This window comes from Caballeronia sp. RCC_10 (genome assembly GCF_041360715.1).
GTDB lineage: Bacteria > Pseudomonadota > Gammaproteobacteria > Burkholderiales > Burkholderiaceae > Caballeronia > Caballeronia grimmiae.
Genome location: NZ_JBFUPT010000001.1, coordinates 241005 through 259674 on the forward strand (window position 1 = coordinate 241005; position 18670 = coordinate 259674).

An 18670-nucleotide genomic window follows, 5' to 3' on the forward strand; every position below is an offset into this window, starting at 1 on the left:
TTGCGCCGCTTATGCGCTGGCGTCCGTGTTCTTCACGGTACACATGAGCTCGGCTTCGGCGGCGGTCACGCCATCCACTTCGGCGCGCGCCTTGAACTTCCAGATGCCTCGCATGTACCGCTCGAAGTTGACGTTAAGAATCAGTTGATCGCCCGGCTCCACCACACGCTTGAAGCGTGCGCCGTCGATGCCGACGAAGTAGTACAGCGTCGTCGACGGGTCGTGCGGCTCTTCTGCGAACGTCAGCAGCGCGGCGGTTTGCGCGAGTGCTTCGAGAATCAGCACGCCGGGCATCACGGGCCGCGTCGGGAAATGTCCCTGAAAAAACGGCTCGTTGATCGTCACGTTCTTCAACGCTTTGATGCTCTTGTGCGGCTCGAGTTCGAGCACGCGATCCACGAGCAGGATCGGATACCGATGCGGCAGCAGCGTGAGGATCTTGTGGATGTCGAGGTTGATTTTTTCTGTGCTCATGGTCGTTCTGCTCGCGCGCGTGTCCTGCGCGGTAGTGACTGCGGGCGTCAGACGCCCGCTTCAAATTCGTGCTTCCAAGGCCGTTCGGTTCGAACAGGCACCCGGTTGCGACTTGATGCTGCCGGGCGTTCAGGCCTCGCCGTTGTTCTTGTCGGCCAGCGCCGTTTCCAGTGCCTTGATCCGGTCGCGCAGCTTGTCCAGATTGCGTACCAGCGCGGCGCTCTTGTTCCAGTCCGCGTGGCTGACGGCCGGAAACGCGCTCGTGTACATGCCGGGCTTCGTCAGAGACTTCGATACACCCGATTGCGCCGTGACGATCACGTAATCCGCCAGCGTCACGTGACCCGCGATGCCTACCGCTCCGCCGATCATGCAATGCTTGCCGATGTTCGTGCTGCCCGCGATGCCCGCGCAACCCGCGATCACCGTGTAAGCGCCGATGCGGCAGTTATGGCCGATCTGCACGAGGTTGTCGAGTTTCACGCATTCTTCGATGATCGTATCGGCCATTGCGCCGCGATCGATCGTCGTGTTCGCGCCGATTTCGACGTCGTCGCCGATCTGCACCGCGCCGACTTGCGGGATCTTCACCCAGCTTCCGGTGCGCGCATCGCCCTCGCCGACGAAATCGGGCGCGAAGCCGAAACCATCCGCGCCGATCACCGCGCCGGCATGCACGATCACGCGCGCGCCGAGCCTGCAACCATGATAGACCGTGACGTTCGGATACAGATGGACGTCGTCGCCGAGCGTGACGCCCGCGCCGACGGATACGCCGGCATCCAGCCTGGCGCGTTCGCCGACGACCGCGCCCGCCTCTACCGTCGCGTGCGGCCCGATCACCGCGCTCGCCGCGACCTTGGCGGCCGGATCGACGTACGCGCTCGGATGCACGCCCGGCTTCGCCTTCGGAGCCGACAGTTCGATGAACGCCTGCGCCACGCGCGCAAAATACGCGTAAGGATTAGGCGTCACGATGAAATTGCTGCCTTCACGCGGCGCCGCGAGTTTGTCCAGATCCGCCCGCGAAATGAGGACCGCGCCCGCGCGGGTCGACTCGACCTGCGGCAGGTATTTCTGATTCGCTAGAAACGCGAGTTGCGTCGGGCCGGCCTTGTCGAGCGGTGCGAGGCCTTCGACGCGATGCGCGCCTTCACCCACCACCTCGCCGCCAAAGCGCCTGACCAGTTCGTCGAGCGTGATCGCCATGCCTGATGCCATGCGTGTGAAGACTCCTCGTCAGTTCGAGCTCGTGCCGCCGCTCTGGCTCGCCGCCGCGAGCGCCTTCAGCACCTGATCCGTAATGTCGATACGCGGACTCACGTACACCGCTTCCTGCACGATCAGATCGTAGTGCTGTTGTTCCGCAATCTGCTTGATGACCTTGTTCGCGCGATCCAGCACCGCCGCGAGTTCCTCGTTGCGGCGCTGGTTCAGGTCTTCGCGGAATTCGCGCTGTCTGCGCTGAAAGTCCGCGTCGAGCTGCGCGAGATCGCGCTGACGCGCTGCGCGGTCGGTCGGGGCCATGGACGGGCCGTTCTTGTCGATGTTGTCCGACATCGACTTGAGCCGCTGCGCCATGTCCTGCAAAGCCTTGTCGCGCTTGGAGAATTCCTGCTCCAGCTTGGACTGGGCCGCCTTCGCCGCCGACGACTCGCGCAGGATGCGGTCGGAGTTGACCGCAGCGATGCGCGCTTCCTGCGCGTTCGCTTTCGCGACGGCACCGAGGCCGAGAAACATCGACAACGCAAGCGCCAGCGCCATATGTTTCGAGAGCTTACCGGTTCGCAAAGTGTTCCTCACGTTACGTCGAAATGAATGAAGTCCGCGTTCGCAGCCTGATGCAGGCGCTTAAAACGCCGTACCGATCTGGAACTGGAACTTCTGATACTGGTCGCCATCGTGTTTCTGCAGCGGGAAGCCGAGGCTCAGCTTGAGCGGGCCGATCGGCGAAATCCACGCAAGACCCACACCGTAGCCGTAGCGCAGACCGTTCGCGCCGCCGCTCGTGCCACCCTGGTTCGGATCGCCCCAGACGTTACCGGCGTCGAGGAAGGTGAAGACGCGCAGCGTGCGGTCATAGCCCGTGCCCGGCAGCGGGAACGTCAACTCGATATTGCCGACCGCCATGCGCGAGCCGCCGATCGGGTCGTTCGTCTTGGTGTCGCGCGGGCCCAGCGAGCTCGGCGAGTAACCGCGCACCGAGCCGATACCACCCGCATAGTAGTTCTTGAAGATCGGGTACGTCTGACCTTGCAAGCCCTTGCCGTAGCCGCCCTGCAAGTTGAAGCCGAGCACGAAGCCGCGCGCGAACGAGTAGTAATACTGGAACTGCGCGTCGAACTTCGCGTACGTCGTGTTGCCGAGCGGCGTGCCGTATTCCGCATTGGACTGCAGATAGTAGCCGCGGCTAGGCACGAGCGCGCTGTCGCGATTGTCGCGCGACCAGCCGATCGTCAGCGGATAGTTGTTCACTACGCGGCCGAATTCCTTCACGTAGTTGATGTACGACTGCGGCGTGGACGAATCGACGTCCATCGTATTCTGTTCCGCGCCGACGCCGAAGAACACCGTGTCCTGCTCGGAGAACGGGATGCCGAACTTCGTGTCCGCGCCCATCGTCACGATCTTGAAGCTCGAATCCGTCGAGTAGTAAAGCGGCTGATACGTGCGGTAGTACGCGTCGGTAATGCGCTTGATGCCGTCGATCGTAAAGTACGGATCGACCTGCGTGACCGTCAGCGTGCGGTAAGTCTTCGCGGTGTTCACGTTGACCGCGAGGCTGGTGCCCGAGCCGAACACGTTGTCCTGCGAGACGCCCGCCGAGAGCACGACCTTGTCCGTCGACGAGAAGCCCGCGCCCAGCGTGATTGCACCGGTCGGCTTTTCGGCCACCTTGACGTCGACATCGACCTGGTCGTTCGTGCCTTCGACCGGCGTCGTGGTGACGTCCACGTCCGTGAAGTAGCCGAGACGATTGACGCGGTCCTTCGACAGCGCGAGGCGGCTCGAGTCGAACCACGAGCTTTCGAGCTGGCGCATTTCGCGGCGCACCACTTCGTCGCGGGTGCGCGTATTGCCGACGATATTCACACGCCGCACGTACACGCGGCGGCTCGGCTCGACGTTCAGCGTCAGCGCAACGGTGTGATGCGCCTGGTCGATTTCCGGCTGCGCGTTGACCTGAGCAAACGCGTAACCATATTCGCCGAGCTTGTCGACGATCGCCTTCGTAGTCGCCTGAAGCTTTTCTGCCGAGAACAGCTGCCCGGACTTCACCGTGATCAGCTTGTTCAATTCGGCTTCGCGGTTGAGCAGATTGCCCGACAGCTTCACGCTGCTGACCTTGTACGGCTCGCCTTCGTGCACGGCGACCGTCAGGTACATGTCCTTCTTGTCCGGCGAGATCGACACCTGCGTGGAATCGATGCTGAACTCGAGGTAACCGTGATTCAGGTAGTAAGAGCGGACGTTTTCGAGGTCGCCGGTCAGCTTTTCCTTCGCGTAAAGATCGCTCTTCGTGTACCACGAGAACCAGTTCGGCGTAGACAGCTGCATTTCGCCGAGCAGCGTGCCCGAGCTGACCGCCTTGTTGCCGACGAAGTTGATCTGGCGAATCTTCGCGCTCGGGCCTTCGGCGACCGAAAAGAGAATCGACACGCGATTGCGGTCGACCGGCGTGACCGTCGTGGTGACTTCCGCCGCGTAATAGCCGCGCGTCAGATATTGGCGCTTCAGTTCCTGCTCGGCCTTGTCGAGCAGCGACTTGTCGTACGAGCGGCCCTGCGACAAACCGACCGAGCGCAGCGCCTTGGTGATGGTGTCCTTGTCGAACTCATGCAGACCGGAGAACTCGATGTTCGAGATGGCCGGACGTTCCTGCACCTGCACGACCACCACGTTGCCCTCAGTGGCGATCTGCACATCGTTGAAGAAGCCCGTTGCGTACAGCGCGCGAATCGCTTCGGAGGCCTTGTCGTCAGAGAACGTGTCGCCTTGCTTGATCGGCAAATAGGCAAATACGGAGCCCGGCTCGATCCGTTGAAGACCTTCGATACGGATATCCTGGACGACGAACGGCGTGGTGGCGTGTGCCGCCATGCCCGTTGCGGCGAGCGCCGCGGCCACAGCCGACTTAGGAACAAAGCGATGAGGTTTGAACAACGTGCTTCCCCAGTATTTAAAGCTGCATTCGTTCCGGCGGTCGCTCGTATCGCGACGCCAGAGATTATCAAAGTGGATCAAAAACGGATGAGGCGAGTCAGGTCGTTGAACAGCGCAATCATCGACAGAGCGACGATGCAGACGAGGCCCGCCCGTTGCAGAACCAGCTGCCAGCGATCGGACACCGCCTTGCCGGTAACGGCTTCAACCAAATAATATAACAGATGCCCACCGTCCAAAACGGGAATCGGTAACAAGTTCAATACACCGAGACTGATGCTAACGAGGGCAAGGAAAGAAATAAATGCCGTCGCGCCGAGACGCGCGCTCTTGCCGGCGTAGTCCGCAATGGTCACCGGTCCTGACAGGTTCTTGAGCGACGCTTCGCCGACGATCATCCGCCCGAACATGCGCAGCGAATAGACACTGATGTCCCACGTGCGGTTCACGCCGAGACGCAGGCTTTCGACCGGACCATAGCGCACGTCGACGGTCGGCAACTGATTGGCGAGCGCAGCGCCGATGCGGCCGATGTCCCGCCCCGTCGATGCATCGCGCTTGACGTCCGGCACGATCTGCACCGTATCGCGCTTGATCTGGCTGCCTTCGCCGCGCTCGATGACGAGCGCGACGGGCTTGCCGCCATGCGCCTTCACGTAGTCGATGAAGCGCGTCGCATTGTCGACCCGGCGGCCGTCGATGGCGCGCAGTTTGTCGCCGGCGATGAGCCCGCTTTTTTGCGCCGCGCTGCCCGCCTCCACGCCCGCCACCGTCAGCGTGCCGCCGCCCGGCGTGAAGCCGAGCTTGTCCATGAAGTCCTGCTCGGCGTCCGCTTCCGTGATGCCTGTGACGGTCAGCGGGAAATCGAACGTGCCTTCGCGGGTCTTCGCCGTCAGCACGATCCGCCGATGATCGAACGACGCATCGAGCAGTTTCCAGCGCAGATCGGACCACGAACGAATCGCCTGCGTGTCGCCGCCCTGCGAATTACGCATCGAGAGGATCTGCTCGCCGCCCTCGAAGCCGGCGCGGCCGGCCGCCGTACCGGCGGCCGGCGTGGCGACGATGGCCTGCGGCTCGGTGACGCCGCCCGCGAATACCGCCGCAAAAAGCGCGATGGCCAGCAGGAAGTTCGCGATCGGGCCCGCCGCGACAATCGCAATGCGTTTCAGCACCGGTTGGCGGTTGAACGCGCGCGGCAGGTCTTCCGACGGAATGCTGCCTTCGGTTTCCCGCTCGTCCAGCATCTTTACGTAGCCGCCGAGCGGCAGCGCGGAAATGGTCCATTCGACGCCGGTCTTCTTGCTGACCCAGCGCACCAGCGGCTTGCCGAAGCCGACCGAGAAACGCAGCACCTTGACGCCGCACATTCGTGCGACGCTGTAGTGACCGAATTCGTGGACGACGACGAGCACGCCAATCGCGACGACGAAGGCGACGATTTCGGTCAGGAAGTTCATGACGGCCTCAATGGGCGATGGGTTCGGCGCCCGGCGCGCGCGCGGTGAGCGCTTCGACGAAGTCGGATGCCAGACGGCGCGCGTCCGCATCGGCGGCGAGCACGTCGTCGAGCGATGCGGCGCTGGCGTTCGGCAGCGCGTTCAGCACCCGCTCGACCACGCCGCCGATCGCCATGAAGCCGATACGGCGCGCCAGGAACGCTTCCACGGCGATTTCGTTCGCCGCGTTCAACGCCGCGCTGGCGATACCGCCCGCCTCGAGCGCGTCGATGGCGAGCGCAAGGCACGGGAAGCGCGCGAAGTCGGGCTTTTCGAACGTGAGCGACGCGATCTGCGCCAGGTCGAGCGGCGCGACGCCCGAATCCACGCGCTCCGGATAAGCCAGTGCATGAGCGATCGGCGTACGCATGTCGGGATTGCCAAGCTGGGCGAGCACCGAGCCGTCCGCGTAGGAGACCATCGAATGGATCACGCTTTGCGGATGAATCAGCACTTCGATGCGCGAGCCCGGCAGATTGAACAGCCAATGCGCCTCGATCACTTCGAGGCCCTTGTTCATCATCGTCGCGGAATCGACGGAGATCTTGCGGCCCATCGCCCAGTTCGGATGCTTGCAGGCTTCGTCGGGCGTGACATCGACGAGCGTCGCCGGTTCGCGGGTGCGGAACGGCCCGCCCGACGCGGTCAGAATGATCTTCGACACCCCGCCGTGCAGTTGCGCCTCGCTGTCCGTGCAAACGGGCAGGCACTGGAACACGGCGTTGTGCTCGCTGTCGACCGGCAGCAGGATCGCGCCGTTGTCGCGTACGGCGTCCATGAAAATCTGGCCGGACATGACGAGCGCTTCCTTGTTCGCGAGCAGAATGCGCTTGCCGGCGCGCGCTGCGGCCAGCGTGGGCGCAAGGCCCGCCGCACCGACGATCGCCGCGACCACCGTATCGCATTGCGCGGCGCGAGCGACGTCCACCAGCGCGTCGGGGCCGTGCGTCACCTCGGTTTTGCTGCCCGCCGCGCGCAACGCGGCAGCGACGCGCGAAGCCGTGTCGGCATCGCCGACGACGGCGACTTCCGGCTGAAAGCGCAGACATTGGGCGACGAGTTTGTCGCCGTTGCGGTGAGCGGTGAGCGCATAGACCGAGAACCGGTCCGGATGCCGCGCGACGACGTCGAGCGTGCTGTCGCCGATCGAGCCCGTGGAGCCGAGCAATGTAAGACGTTTTTGCATGGAATCTTCTCTGGCCGATCAGCCCAGCATGAGCAAGGCAATCGGCAATACAGGCAACAGTGCGTCGATGCGATCGAGAACGCCGCCGTGACCCGGCAGCAGCCCGCTCGAATCCTTGACGCCCGCCTGACGCTTCAGCAGCGATTCGAACAGATCGCCGACGACGCTGAACGCGACGAGCACGGTCAGCGCGGCGAGCGCGCGGACCCAGCCGAGATGTCCGACGAAAGCCGTGAACAGCGTCGGTGCGTAGACGCCTGTCGCGGCGGCGATGGACCCGATCGCCATCAAGGCGACCCAGCCGCCGAGTGCGCCTTCCCAGGTTTTGCCGGGGCTGATCGACGGTGCGAGCTTATGACGGCCCAGTGCTTTTCCGGCGAAGTATGCGCCTATGTCGGCCAGCCAGACGACTAGGAGAAGCGATAGCACGAACGCCACACCCATCATGCGCGCCTGAACGACCGCATGCCAGCAGGCGACGAACACGACAATTCCCGCGAACAGCAGAAACCCGCGCCACGCGCCGGCCGCCAGAACCGGCTTGCGGAAGAGCGCATACGGCCCCGCCAGCACCCAGAAGATCGCGGCCATCTGAAAGAGCGGTTTCGGAACGACGACGTAGGCGCTGAAAATCAGCGCGAGTCCCGCGACGAGCGCATACGCGACCGGACCGGCGCCGTTGAGCTTCAAGAGCCGGCCCCACTCCCACGCCGCGAACACGACGACGAAGCCGATGAGCGCCGCAAACGCCCCAATGGGCGCGAACAACGTGACCGGCACGAGGACCGCAAGCAGGACGATTGCCGTGATGACACGGGTCTTTAGCATGAAAGGGTGTCGGCCTTCTGCGATTGGGAAGCGAGTTGCGCGCTCGTGCGGCCGAAGCGGCGCTCACGGCCGCCATACGATGCGATCGCGCGATCCAGCGCGGCGGCATCGAAGTCGGGCCAGTAAATGTCGGTGAAATAGAACTCGGTGTACGCGAGTTGCCACAGCAGAAAGTTGCTGATGCGCTGCTCGCCGCCCGTGCGGATAAAAAGATCCGGCTCGGGCGCATAGGCCATCGCGAGATGCTCGGCGAACGATTCGTCATCGACGCGCGCGGGAGCGCCTTGTTCGAGCGACTGCGCGATGAGCTTCTTCGTCGCCTCCATGATGTCCCACCGTCCGCCGTAATTCGCAGCGATGGTCAGCGTGAGGCGCGTATTGCGTGCGGTCTTGGTTTCGGCGCGCTGGATGAGCGCGCGGATGCGGTCGTCGAACATGGAGACGTCGCCGACCACGCGCAGACGAATGCCGTTCGCGTGCAACTTGCCGATCTCGCGCTCGAGCGCGGTGACGAACAGGCGCATCAGGAAAGAGACTTCGTCGGTGGGACGGCGCCAGTTTTCCGAACTGAATGCGAACAGCGTGACGAATTCGACGCCGCGTCGCGCGCAGCTTTCGACGGTGGCGCGCACCGCATCGACGCCGCGCGTGTGACCGGCGACGCGCGGCAGACGCCGTTCGGTCGCCCAACGGCCATTGCCGTCCATGATGATCGCGACGTGGCGCGGGACAGCCGCGACATCGGGCACGCGAACGGTAGAGCTGGTATAGGTCATGGCCGCTGAATCTTGTTATCGACGGGGGTGAAACGCCAGCCCGGAGTCACGGGGACACGAGCTGGCAGGACCGGCTACGGCCTCACACCGTCATGATTTCGGCTTCTTTCGTCTGAACGAGCTTGTCGATTTCGGCGACGAACTTGTCGGTGAACTTCTGGACGTCATCGCTTGCGCGGCGCTCGTCGTCTTCCGAGATTTCCTTGTCCTTCACGAGCTTCTTGAGTTGCTCGTTCGCGTCGCGGCGCAGATTGCGCACGGCGATCTTCGCGGACTCGCCTTCGCTCTTGACGACTTTCGTCAGTTCGCGACGGCGCTCTTCGGTCAGCGCGGGCATCGGCACGCGGATCAGGTCACCCTGCGTCGCCGGGTTCAGGCCCAGATCCGATTCGCGGATCGCCTTCTCGACGACCGGCACCATCTTCTTTTCCCACGGCTGCACGCCGATCGTGCGGGCATCGACGAGCGTCATGTTCGCGACTTGCGAGATGGGCACGTTCGAGCCGTAGTAGTCGACCTGGATGTGGTCGAGCAGGCCGGTGTGCGCGCGGCCCGTTCGAATCTTGGCGAGATCGGCCTTGAATGCTTCGATCGACCGCTGCATCTTCTGGTCGACGCCCTTTTTAATGTCAGCCACACTCATTTGAACCTCCAAAACCTTGGTTTACTGGTGATGCAGGCGCCTTCGCGATCTTCCGGCGCGATTCACGCCGGGTGCGGGCGGCGCCCGGTTACGCAAGAGTTTACACGTGGACGAGCGTACCTTCGTCGTCGCCTTGCACGATGCGCTTCAGCGCGCCCGGCTTCGTGATCGAGAACACGCGGATCGGCAGCTTCTGGTCGCGGCACAGCGCGAATGCGGTAGCGTCCATGACCTGCAGATTGCGGCCGATCGCCTCATCGAAGCTGATCGTGCTGTAGCGCGTGGCGCTCGGATCCTTCTTCGGGTCGGCGGAGTATACGCCATCGACCTTCGTCGCCTTCAACACCACTTCGGCGCCGATTTCCGAGCCGCGCAGCGCGGCGGCGGTATCCGTCGTGAAGAACGGGTTGCCCGTGCCGGCCGCGAAGATCACGACCTTGCCCTCTTCCAGCTGGCGAATCGCACGGGGCCGGATGTACGGCTCGACCACCTGATCCATGCGCAGCGCCGATTGCACGCGCGCCTCGATACCCGCGTGGCGCATGGCGTCCTGCAGCGCGAGTGCGTTCATCATCGTGGCGAGCATGCCCATGTAATCGGCCGTCGCACGGTCCATGCCGGCTGCACCGCCCGCGACGCCGCGGAAAATGTTGCCGCCGCCGATCACGACGGCCAACTGTGTTCCCAACCGCACCACTTCAGCGACGTCCGCCACCATCCTTTCGATCGTTGCGCGATTGATGCCGAAGGCATCGTCGCCCATGAGGGCTTCGCCGGAGAGTTTGAGGAGTACGCGTTTGTAGGCTGTGGGCATATGAGGTTCCGATCGCGCCGAGGAGGGTTGCAACAACGTAGAACTGTAGGGGTGAAACATTACTTACCGCAAGCGGCCCGCATCGCGTCGACGGGCGCGGCGCATACGGGAAAACCCGAACTTGCCGCGCCCGCCTCGCTGCGAACCGGATCGCAAATTTCGATGCGGCGACAAGTCGCCGCCGGTACAACGGGTGATGCACGGCGCGCATCGTCGTTCGACGACGCGCGCCACGGGCCAGTTATTAGCTCTGCTTGGCCGCCGCGACTTGCGCAGCAACTTCAGCCGCGAAGTCGTCCTGACGCTTCTCGATGCCCTCGCCCACCACGAACAGCGCGAACTTCTGCACCGACGCGTTGGCTGCCTTCAGCATCTGCTCGATCGTCTGCTTGTCGTTCTTCACGAACGGCTGGTTCAGCAGCGACACTTCCTTCAGGTACTTCTGGATCGAACCGTCGACCATCTTCGCGACGATCTCAGCCGGCTTGCCCGATTCGGCTGCCTTCTGCTCGGCGATGCTGCGTTCCTTCGCGATCAGATCGGCCGGCACTTCGTCCGACGACAGCGAGACCGGCTTCATTGCGGCGACGTGCATGGCGACGTCCTTGCCGACTTGCTCGTCGGCGCCGGTGAATTCGACCAGCACGCCGATGCGCGTGCCGTGCAGGTACGCGGCCAGCTTGTTCGCGGTCTCGAAGCGCACGAAGCGGCGGATCGACAGATTTTCACCAATCTTGCCGACCAGCGCGAGACGCACCGCGTCGACCGTCGTGCTTTCCAGCGGCAGCGCCGACAGCGCGGCCACGTCAGCCGGGTTGCTCTTCGCGACCAGTGCCGCGATGCCCTTGGCGAACGCCATGAAATCGTCGTTCTTCGCGACGAAGTCGGTTTCGCAGTTCAGTTCGACGAGCGCGCCCACGCCGCCTTCGACGTGCGCGACGACGATGCCTTCGGCCGTCACGCGCGATGCCGCCTTGCTCGCCTTGTTGCCGAGCTTCACGCGCAGCAGCTCCTCAGCGCGCGCCATGTCGCCGTCGGCTTCCGTCAGCGCCTTCTTGCATTCCATCATCGGCGCATCGGTCTTCGCGCGCAGTTCTGCCACCATGCTTGCGGTAATTGCCGCCATCATTCGCTCCTTGAGTCTGTTTGATACGTGCCGCCGGCAGAAAGCGCCCACGGCTGAGGTGTTTCAGGATCGCGCCGGCTTAAAAAAAAGGGGCCTTTCGCAAAGCCCCCTTTTGCACCGGCCACAGGGCTCGATTACGCCTCTGCGTTGACCTCGACGAACTCGTCGCCTTCGCCGCTGCGCACGGCCTGAACGACGTCGTTCACCGCGTTTGCACGGCCTTCGAGGATTGCGTCGGCCACGCCTTCCGCGTACAGCGCAACAGCCTTCGACGCGTCGTCGTTACCCGGGATGACGTAGTCGATGCCTTCCGGCGAGTGGTTCGTGTCGACCACGGCGATGACCGGAATGCCGAGCTTCTTCGCTTCGGTCACGGCGATCTTGTGGTAGCCGACGTCGATGACGAAGATTGCGTCAGGAATGCCGCCCATGTCCTTCACGCCGCCGATCGACTTTTGCAGCTTGGCGATTTCGCGTTCGAACAGAAGCGCTTCCTTCTTGCTCATGCGCTCGGTTTCACCCGATTCCACGGCCGCTTCCATGTCTTTCAGGCGCTTGATCGAAACCTTCAGCGTCTTGAAGTTGGTCAGCATGCCGCCGAGCCAGCGGGCGTTGACGAAAGGCATGCCAGCGCGCGCTGCTTCTTGCGCGATGGTGTCGCGCGACTGGCGCTTCGTGCCGACGAAAAGAATCGTGCCGCGGTTCGCTGCCAACTGGCGCACGTACTTCAGCGCGTCGTTGTAGAGCGGCAGGGTCTTTTCGAGGTTGATGATGTGAATCTTGTTGCGATGACCGAAGATATACGGGGCCATCTTCGGGTTCCAGAAGCGCGTTTGGTGACCGAAGTGGACACCGGCTTCCAGCATTTGACGCATCGTGACTGCCATGAAAATTCTCCGCGAGGGTTGGGTCTTAAGCCGGCTGCCGCATCCCGCGCTCTATGGACGCGCGAGACACCCTGGGTGCGCCGGCTTGAGTTTCAAAAAACGTCGGCGGTTTGTGAATGACCGTGTACCGGCCACAACCGACGCTTCCAAGTCTTCGGTTCGGTCAAGCGCCTGCTGACGAGCAGGAACGACACAGACCGAGACTTAGCCCATGAGTATAGCATGTGACGATTACGGGGCTCAAGCCGCGCGAAGCCCCGCTCGCGCCTCGTCACCGCCCCGGCAGGCAGGCCGCGGCCCGCCCGATGGCCCTGCGGTCCTTATCTCAAAGGTGCGATAATGCCGGTTTGGCGGCTTCCGCCCGCCCTTCACGCAATCCGCGCATCACGAGCCAACCCATGTCCATTACGCTGAAAAACGATCACGATATCGCGCAGATGCGCGTCGCCTGCAGGCTCGCCAGCGAAGTGCTCGATTTCATCACGCCGCATATCGTTCCGGGCGTGACCACCGAGGAACTCGACCGCCTGTGCCATGACTTCATGGTGAACGAACAGGGCACGGTTCCCGCCCCGCTCAATTATCAGCCGCCGGGTTATCCGCCGTATCCGAAGGCCACCTGCATCTCGGTCAACGACGTGATCTGCCACGGCATTCCGAGCGAGAAGGTGCTGAAGAACGGCGATGCGCTCAATATTGACATCACGGTCATCAAGAACGGCTATTTCGGCGATACGAGCCGCATGTTCATCGTCGGCGAAGGGTCGATTCTCGCGAAGCGCCTCGTGCAGACGACGTTCGACTGCATGTGGCTCGGCATCGACCAGGTGCGGCCGGGCGCGCATCTCGGCGACATCGGGCACGCCATCCAGAAGCACGCGGAAGCGCAAGGCTACAGCGTCGTGCGCGAATATTGCGGCCACGGCATCGGCCAGGTGTTCCACGAAGAGCCGCAAGTGCTGCACTATGGGCGTCCGGGCACGGGCATCGAGTTGCAGGCGGGCATGATCTTCACCGTCGAGCCGATGATCAACGCCGGCCGCCGCGACATCCGCACGATGCCCGACCAGTGGACCGTCAAGACACGCGATCGCAGCCTGTCGGCGCAATGGGAGCACACGGTGCTCGTCACGCCGACCGGTTATGAAGTGCTGACGGTATCGGCGGGGACGCAGGCGCCGTCGCAACTCATCGCGGCCACGGCCTGATTCCCGGTGTTCCTCGCAATCGCCCCTTCCTTCACGCCGATCGAATCGACTCATGAGCGTTCCCGTCGTCGCCGCCACGCCCTGCGAAACGCTGCGCACCGTCTATAAGACGGCGAAGGCCGCGCTCATCGAACGCTTCAAGATTGCCACGACCGTCGAACCGCTGATGCACGCGCTGGCCCGCATCACCGACGACGCCCTCAAGGGCGCCTGGTCGGCCTGCGAGATGCCGGCGGACGCCGCGCTCGTCGCGGTCGGCGGCTACGGGCGCGGGGAGCTGGCGCCCTATTCCGACGTCGACATCCTCGTGCTGCTGCCCGATGCCCCCGCGCACGCCGACGACGCCGCGCTGAACGCGCGCGTCGAGCGGTTCATCGGCATGGCGTGGGATTTGGGGCTGGATATCGGCAGCAGCGTGCGGTCGGTGGGGCAATGCATCGCCGAGGCGGGCAACGATGTCACCGTGCTCACGTCCCTGCTCGAAGCGCGGCGCATCTGCGGCGACACGCGGCTCTTTCAGCGCTTCTCGGACAAATACGGGCAGACGCTCGATCCGCGCGCATTCTTCCAGGCGAAGGTCCTGGAGATGCGGCAGCGCCACGCCAAGTTTCAGGACACGCCGTACAGCCTCGAGCCGAACATCAAGGAAAGCCCGGGCGGGCTGCGCGACCTGCAGCTGATTCTCTGGATCACGCGAGCGGCGGGCTTCGGCTCGAGCTGGCGCGAACTCGATGCGCGCGGTCTCGTCACCGAACGCGAAGCGCGCGAATTGCGCCGCAACGAAGCGTTCCTCAAAACCTTGCGCGCGCGCCTGCACGTGGTCGCGAAACGCCGGCAGGACATCCTCGTTTTCGATTTGCAGACGCCGCTTGCCGAGAGCTTCGGCTTCAAGGCGACGGCCGCGAAGCGCGCCAGCGAGCAGATGATGCGCCGCTACTACTGGGCGGCCAAGGCGGTCACCCAGCTTGCGACCATCCTCATTCAGAACGTCGAGGCGCAGCTTTTCCCATCGACATCGGGTATCACGCGCGTGCTCTCCGACCGGTTCGTCGAGAAGCAAGGCATGCTCGAAATCGCCGACGACGATGTCTTCGAGCGCGAGCCGCACGCCATTCTCGAAGCCTTTTTGTTGTACGAACAGACGCGCGGCGTGAAGGGCTTGTCGGCGCGCACGCTGCGCGCGATCTACAACGCCCGAGAGCTGATGAACCGCAACTGGCGGCGCGATCCCGAGAATCGGCGGCTCTTCATGGAGATCCTGAAGCAGCCCGAAGGCATCACGCATGCGCTGCGGCTCATGAACCAGACGAGCGTGCTCGGGCGCTATCTGATCAACTTCCGGCGCATCGTCGGCCAGATGCAGCATGACCTGTATCACGTCTACACGGTCGATCAGCACATCCTGATGGTGCTGCGCAATCTGCGCCGGTTCGCGATCGCCGAACACGCGCACGAATATCCGTTCTGCAGCCAGTTGATGGGCAACTTCGAGCGCCCGTGGGTTCTCTACGTCGCCGCGCTGTTTCACGATATCGCAAAGGGCCGCGGCGGCGATCATTCGACGCTCGGCATGGTCGACGCCCGCCGCTTCTGCCGCGAGCACGACATCGGCGGCGAAGACACGGAGCTGGTCGTATGGCTCGTGCAGCAGCATCTGACGATGAGTCACGTCGCGCAGAAGCAGGACACGAGCGATCCCGAGGTCATCAAGCAGTTCGCGTCGATCGTCGGGACCGAGCGGCGGCTGACCGCGCTGTATCTGTTGACCGTTGCCGACATTCGCGGCACGAGCCCGAAGGTCTGGAACAACTGGAAAGGCAAGCTGCTCGAGGACCTGTTCCGTGCGACGCTCGCGGTGCTCGGCGGCGCGCAGCCGGACGCGCATTCGGAACTGAAATCGCGACAGGAATCGGCGCTTGCACTCCTGCGACTGGAAACGGTGCCGGAAGGCGCGCAGCGCCGGCTTTGGGAGCAACTCGACGTCGGCTATTTTCTGCGGCACGATCCCGCCGATATCGCGTGGCAAACGCGCGTGTTGTACCGGCATGTCGAGAGCGAACAGCCGATCGTGCGTGCGCGGCCCTCGCCGATCGGCGCGGCGCTGCAAGTGCTCGTGTATGTGAAGGACCGGCCCGATTTGTTTGCGGGCATCTGCGCGTATTTCGACAGGAACGGCCTGTCCGTGCTCGATGCGCGCATCACCACGACGCGTCACGGCTACGCGCTCGACAACTTTCTCGTGGCGCATCCGGACCATGATGGAAGTTATCGCGATATCGCCAATCTCGTCGAACAACAATTGAGCGGACGGCTGACGGACGAAAGCATCTTGCCGGAGCCGTCGAAGGGCCGCGTATCGCGGCTCGTCCGCACTTTCCCGATCACGCCGCGCGTGGACTTGCGTCCCGACGAGCGTGGCCAGTACTACATCCTGTCCGTGTCGGCGAACGACCGGCAGGGCCTTCTTTATTCGATCGCGCGCGTTCTGGCGCAACACCGGATCGGCGTGCAGGCGGCGCGCATCAACACGCTCGGCGAACGTGTCGAAGACGTGTTCTTGCTCGACGGCAAAAGCCTGTCGTCCAACCGTACCCAGATCCAGGTCGAAACCGAACTGCTGCGCGCGATCGCAGCCTGAGACTTTATGCGCGTCAAACTGACAGCCAAACATCCGCGTCCGACATCAACGACGCGATCGCCGGTCCGTTCCGGCAGTTCCACCGGACGCAAGACCGTGCGCGAGACTGCGCCGGAGCAGGCGCTGGTCAAGCGCGGAAAGCCTGCCGAGGCGCGGGCGACATCGGCAAAACGTGGCGATGCGTCGGGAGAGCGCGGTTCGTTTAAGCCGCGCGGTGACGATTCGCGTTCGGGCCTCGGCGATCGCGGTCCGCGTGGCGATGAGCGACGTCCGTTCAAGCCGCGCGGTGACGATGCGCGTCCGAGCTTTGGCGATCGTGGTCCGCGTGGCGAAGAACGTCGCACATTCAAGCCGCGCGGTGACGATTCGCGTCCGAGCTTTGGTGATCGCGGTCCTCGTGGCGAAGAACGTCGCACATTCAAGCCGCGCGGTGACGATTCGCGTCCGAGTTCTGGTGATCGTGGTCCGCGCGGCGGTGATGCGCGCCCGAGTTTTGGTGATCGCGGTCCGCGTGGAGACGAGCGACGTCCGTTCAAGCCGCGTGGCGATGATTCCCGTCCGAGCTTTGGTGATCGCGGTCCGCGTGGCGAAGAACGTCGCCCGTTCAAACCACGCGGCGACGACTCCCGCCCGAGCTTTGGTGATCGCGGTCCGCGTGGCGAAGAACGTCGCCCGTTCAAACCACGCGGCGATGATTCGCGTCCGAGCTTTGGTGATCGCGGTCCGCGTGGCGGTGATGCGCGCCCGAGCTTTGGCGATCGCAGTCCGCGCAGCGACGAACGTCGCCCGTTCAAACCGCGCGGCGACGACTCCCGCCCGAGCTTTGGTGATCGCGGTCCGCGTGGCGAAGAACGTCGCCCGTTCAAGCCGCACGGTGACGATTCGCGTCCGAGCTTCGGCGATCGCGGTCCGCGTGGTGATGAGCGACGCCCGTTCAAACCGCGCGGCGATGAATCGCGTCCGAGCTTTGGTGATCGCGGTCCGCGTGGCGAAGAACGTCGCCCGTTCAAACCACGCGGCGATGATTCGCGCCCGAGCTTCGGCGATCGGGGTCCGCGCAGCGAAGAACGTCGCCCGTTCAAACCGCGCGGCGATGATTCGCGCCCGAGCTTCGGCGATCGCGGCCCGCGTGGCGAAGAACGCCGCCCGTCGAAGCCGCGCGGCGATGATTCGCGCCCGAGCTTCAGCGATCGCGGCCCGCGCAACGACGATCGTCGCCCGCCCAAACCACGCGGCGACGACTCCCGCCCGAGCTTCAGCGATCGCGGCCCGCGCAACGACGAACGACGCCCGTCCAAACCGCGCGGCGATGATGCGCGCGCAAGCTTCAGCGATCGCGGCCCTCGCAGCGACGATCGTCGCCCGTCCAAACCACGCGGCGACGACTCCCGTCCGAGCGTCGACACCCGCACCACGCGCAACGCCGATCCGCAAGCACCGCATACCGATCACGCCCCCCGCCCCCACCAGGACGGCCTCGTCCGCCTGTCGAAGGTCATGTCGGAACTCGGCCTATGCTCGCGCCGCGAAGCCGACGAATGGATCGAGAAAGGCTGGGTGCTGGTCGATGGCCAAGTGATGGACACGCTCGGCACGCGCATCCGCCCCGGTCAGAACATCGAAGTCCTGCCAGCCGCGCATTCGGCGCAGTCGCAACTCGTCACGATCCTGCTGCACAAGCCGGTCGGGTACGTGTCGGGGCAAGCCGAGGACGGCTACGAGCCGGCGGTCACGCTCGTCAACCCGTCGAATCACTGGGAAGAGGACCGCTCGGGCATCCGTTTCACGCCAGGCCATCTGCGCACGCTCGCACCGGCCGGACGTCTCGACATCGACTCGACCGGGCTGCTCGTGCTCACGCAGGACGGCCGCATCGCGAAGCAACTGATCGGCGGACATTCCGAAGTCGACAAGGAATACCTCGTGCGCGTGCGATTCGGCGAGCACGCCACCGACATCGACCGACAGTTCCCCGAGGAAAAACTCGCCTTGCTGCGACACGGCCTCGAACTCGATGGCGTCCCGCTCAAAACCGCGCAAGTCAGCTGGCAGAACGGCGAGCAGCTTCGCTTCGTGCTGCGCGAAGGCAAGAAGCGGCAGATTCGCCGCATGTGCGAGCTGGTCGGCCTGGAGGTGATCGGGCTGAAGCGCATCCGCATGGGACGCGTGATGCTCGGCGCGCTGCCGCCGGGACAGTGGCGCTATCTCGCGGCGAACGAGGGCTTCTAACCCGCTGGTCCGTGCTCGCAGCGTCGCAAAATCGCGACACTCGACGATAAAAACGGCGCGATCGGTCATCCGGTCGCGCCGTTATTTTTTGTTCGCTTTTTGGCTAAAGAAAATGACTTGTCGATCCGTTAGGCAGGATATGCGCGAGGACGCAGATTCCGGCAGACGCGCGGGGTTTCAGCGGGCGATGGATCGCTC

Annotated in this window: 15 protein-coding genes; 3 read left to right on the forward strand and 12 right to left on the reverse strand. The window is 63.9% G+C overall.

Going from position 1 to position 18670, the window contains the following annotated elements; translation table 11 throughout:
- Nucleotides 1–9 precede the first annotated feature (9 nt).
- The 12 genes from fabZ to rpsB form a co-directional block, all read right to left on the reverse strand.
- Nucleotides 10–474: a 3-hydroxyacyl-ACP dehydratase FabZ gene (gene fabZ, locus AB6804_RS01165; protein WP_035969493.1), complete on the reverse strand. Its 465-nt coding sequence runs from the start codon at nt 472–474 to the stop codon at nt 10–12.
- Nucleotides 475–603: 129 nt separating this feature from the next.
- Complete coding sequence (gene lpxD / locus AB6804_RS01170; RefSeq protein WP_370885395.1) at nt 604–1683, reverse strand: UDP-3-O-(3-hydroxymyristoyl)glucosamine N-acyltransferase; 1080 nt, start codon at nt 1681–1683, stop codon at nt 604–606.
- A 30-nt stretch (nt 1684–1713) separates the two neighbouring features.
- Nucleotides 1714–2238: an OmpH family outer membrane protein gene (locus tag AB6804_RS01175; RefSeq protein ID WP_370884902.1), complete on the reverse strand. Its 525-nt coding sequence runs from the start codon at nt 2236–2238 to the stop codon at nt 1714–1716.
- A gap of 87 nt (nt 2239–2325) precedes the next feature.
- The gene (gene bamA / locus AB6804_RS01180; protein WP_370884903.1) at nt 2326–4638 is read right to left on the reverse strand and encodes an outer membrane protein assembly factor BamA; all 2313 of its coding nucleotides are present in this window, start codon (nt 4636–4638) and stop codon (nt 2326–2328) included.
- Between the two features lie 77 nt (nt 4639–4715).
- Nucleotides 4716–6098 (reverse strand): RIP metalloprotease RseP, encoded by a 1383-nt coding sequence (gene rseP / locus AB6804_RS01185; RefSeq protein ID WP_370884904.1) that lies wholly within the window; start codon nt 6096–6098, stop codon nt 4716–4718.
- A gap of 7 nt (nt 6099–6105) precedes the next feature.
- A complete protein-coding gene (locus AB6804_RS01190; RefSeq protein WP_370884905.1) occupies nt 6106–7323 on the reverse strand; it encodes a 1-deoxy-D-xylulose-5-phosphate reductoisomerase in 1218 nt (405 codons plus the stop codon).
- A gap of 18 nt (nt 7324–7341) precedes the next feature.
- The gene (locus AB6804_RS01195) at nt 7342–8151 is read right to left on the reverse strand and encodes a phosphatidate cytidylyltransferase (protein ID WP_370884906.1); all 810 of its coding nucleotides are present in this window, start codon (nt 8149–8151) and stop codon (nt 7342–7344) included.
- Nucleotides 8145–8927: a polyprenyl diphosphate synthase gene (gene uppS / locus AB6804_RS01200; protein ID WP_035969502.1), complete on the reverse strand. Its 783-nt coding sequence runs from the start codon at nt 8925–8927 to the stop codon at nt 8145–8147. The genes AB6804_RS01195 and uppS overlap by 7 nt, the downstream gene beginning before the upstream one ends.
- An 82-nt stretch (nt 8928–9009) precedes the next feature.
- Nucleotides 9010–9570: a ribosome recycling factor gene (gene frr, locus AB6804_RS01205; RefSeq protein WP_035969503.1), complete on the reverse strand. Its 561-nt coding sequence runs from the start codon at nt 9568–9570 to the stop codon at nt 9010–9012.
- Between the two features lie 100 nt (nt 9571–9670).
- Nucleotides 9671–10384 carry a UMP kinase gene (gene pyrH, locus AB6804_RS01210; RefSeq protein WP_035969505.1) on the reverse strand — a complete coding sequence of 238 codons (714 nt, stop codon included), beginning with the start codon at nt 10382–10384 and terminating at the stop codon, nt 9671–9673.
- Nucleotides 10385–10628: 244 nt separating this feature from the next.
- Nucleotides 10629–11510 (reverse strand): translation elongation factor Ts, encoded by an 882-nt coding sequence (gene tsf, locus AB6804_RS01215; RefSeq protein ID WP_370885396.1) that lies wholly within the window; start codon nt 11508–11510, stop codon nt 10629–10631.
- A gap of 134 nt (nt 11511–11644) precedes the next feature.
- Nucleotides 11645–12397, reverse strand: coding sequence for a 30S ribosomal protein S2 (gene rpsB / locus AB6804_RS01220; RefSeq protein ID WP_035969508.1), 753 nt, complete (start codon nt 12395–12397; stop codon nt 11645–11647).
- Nucleotides 12398–12795: 398 nt separating this feature from the next.
- Between rpsB and map the strand changes: the two genes are divergently transcribed.
- Genes map through AB6804_RS01235 form a run of 3 tightly spaced genes read left to right on the forward strand, consistent with a single transcriptional unit; the run spans nt 12796 to nt 18472 of the window.
- Complete coding sequence (map, locus tag AB6804_RS01225; RefSeq protein WP_035969511.1) at nt 12796–13605, forward strand: type I methionyl aminopeptidase; 810 nt, start codon at nt 12796–12798, stop codon at nt 13603–13605.
- Nucleotides 13606–13657: 52 nt separating this feature from the next.
- A complete protein-coding gene (locus tag AB6804_RS01230) occupies nt 13658–16243 on the forward strand; it encodes a [protein-PII] uridylyltransferase (protein ID WP_370884907.1) in 2586 nt (861 codons plus the stop codon).
- Between the two features lie 6 nt (nt 16244–16249).
- Nucleotides 16250–18472 (forward strand): pseudouridine synthase, encoded by a 2223-nt coding sequence (locus AB6804_RS01235; protein ID WP_370884908.1) that lies wholly within the window; start codon nt 16250–16252, stop codon nt 18470–18472.
- Nucleotides 18473–18670: the final 198 nt, after the last annotated feature.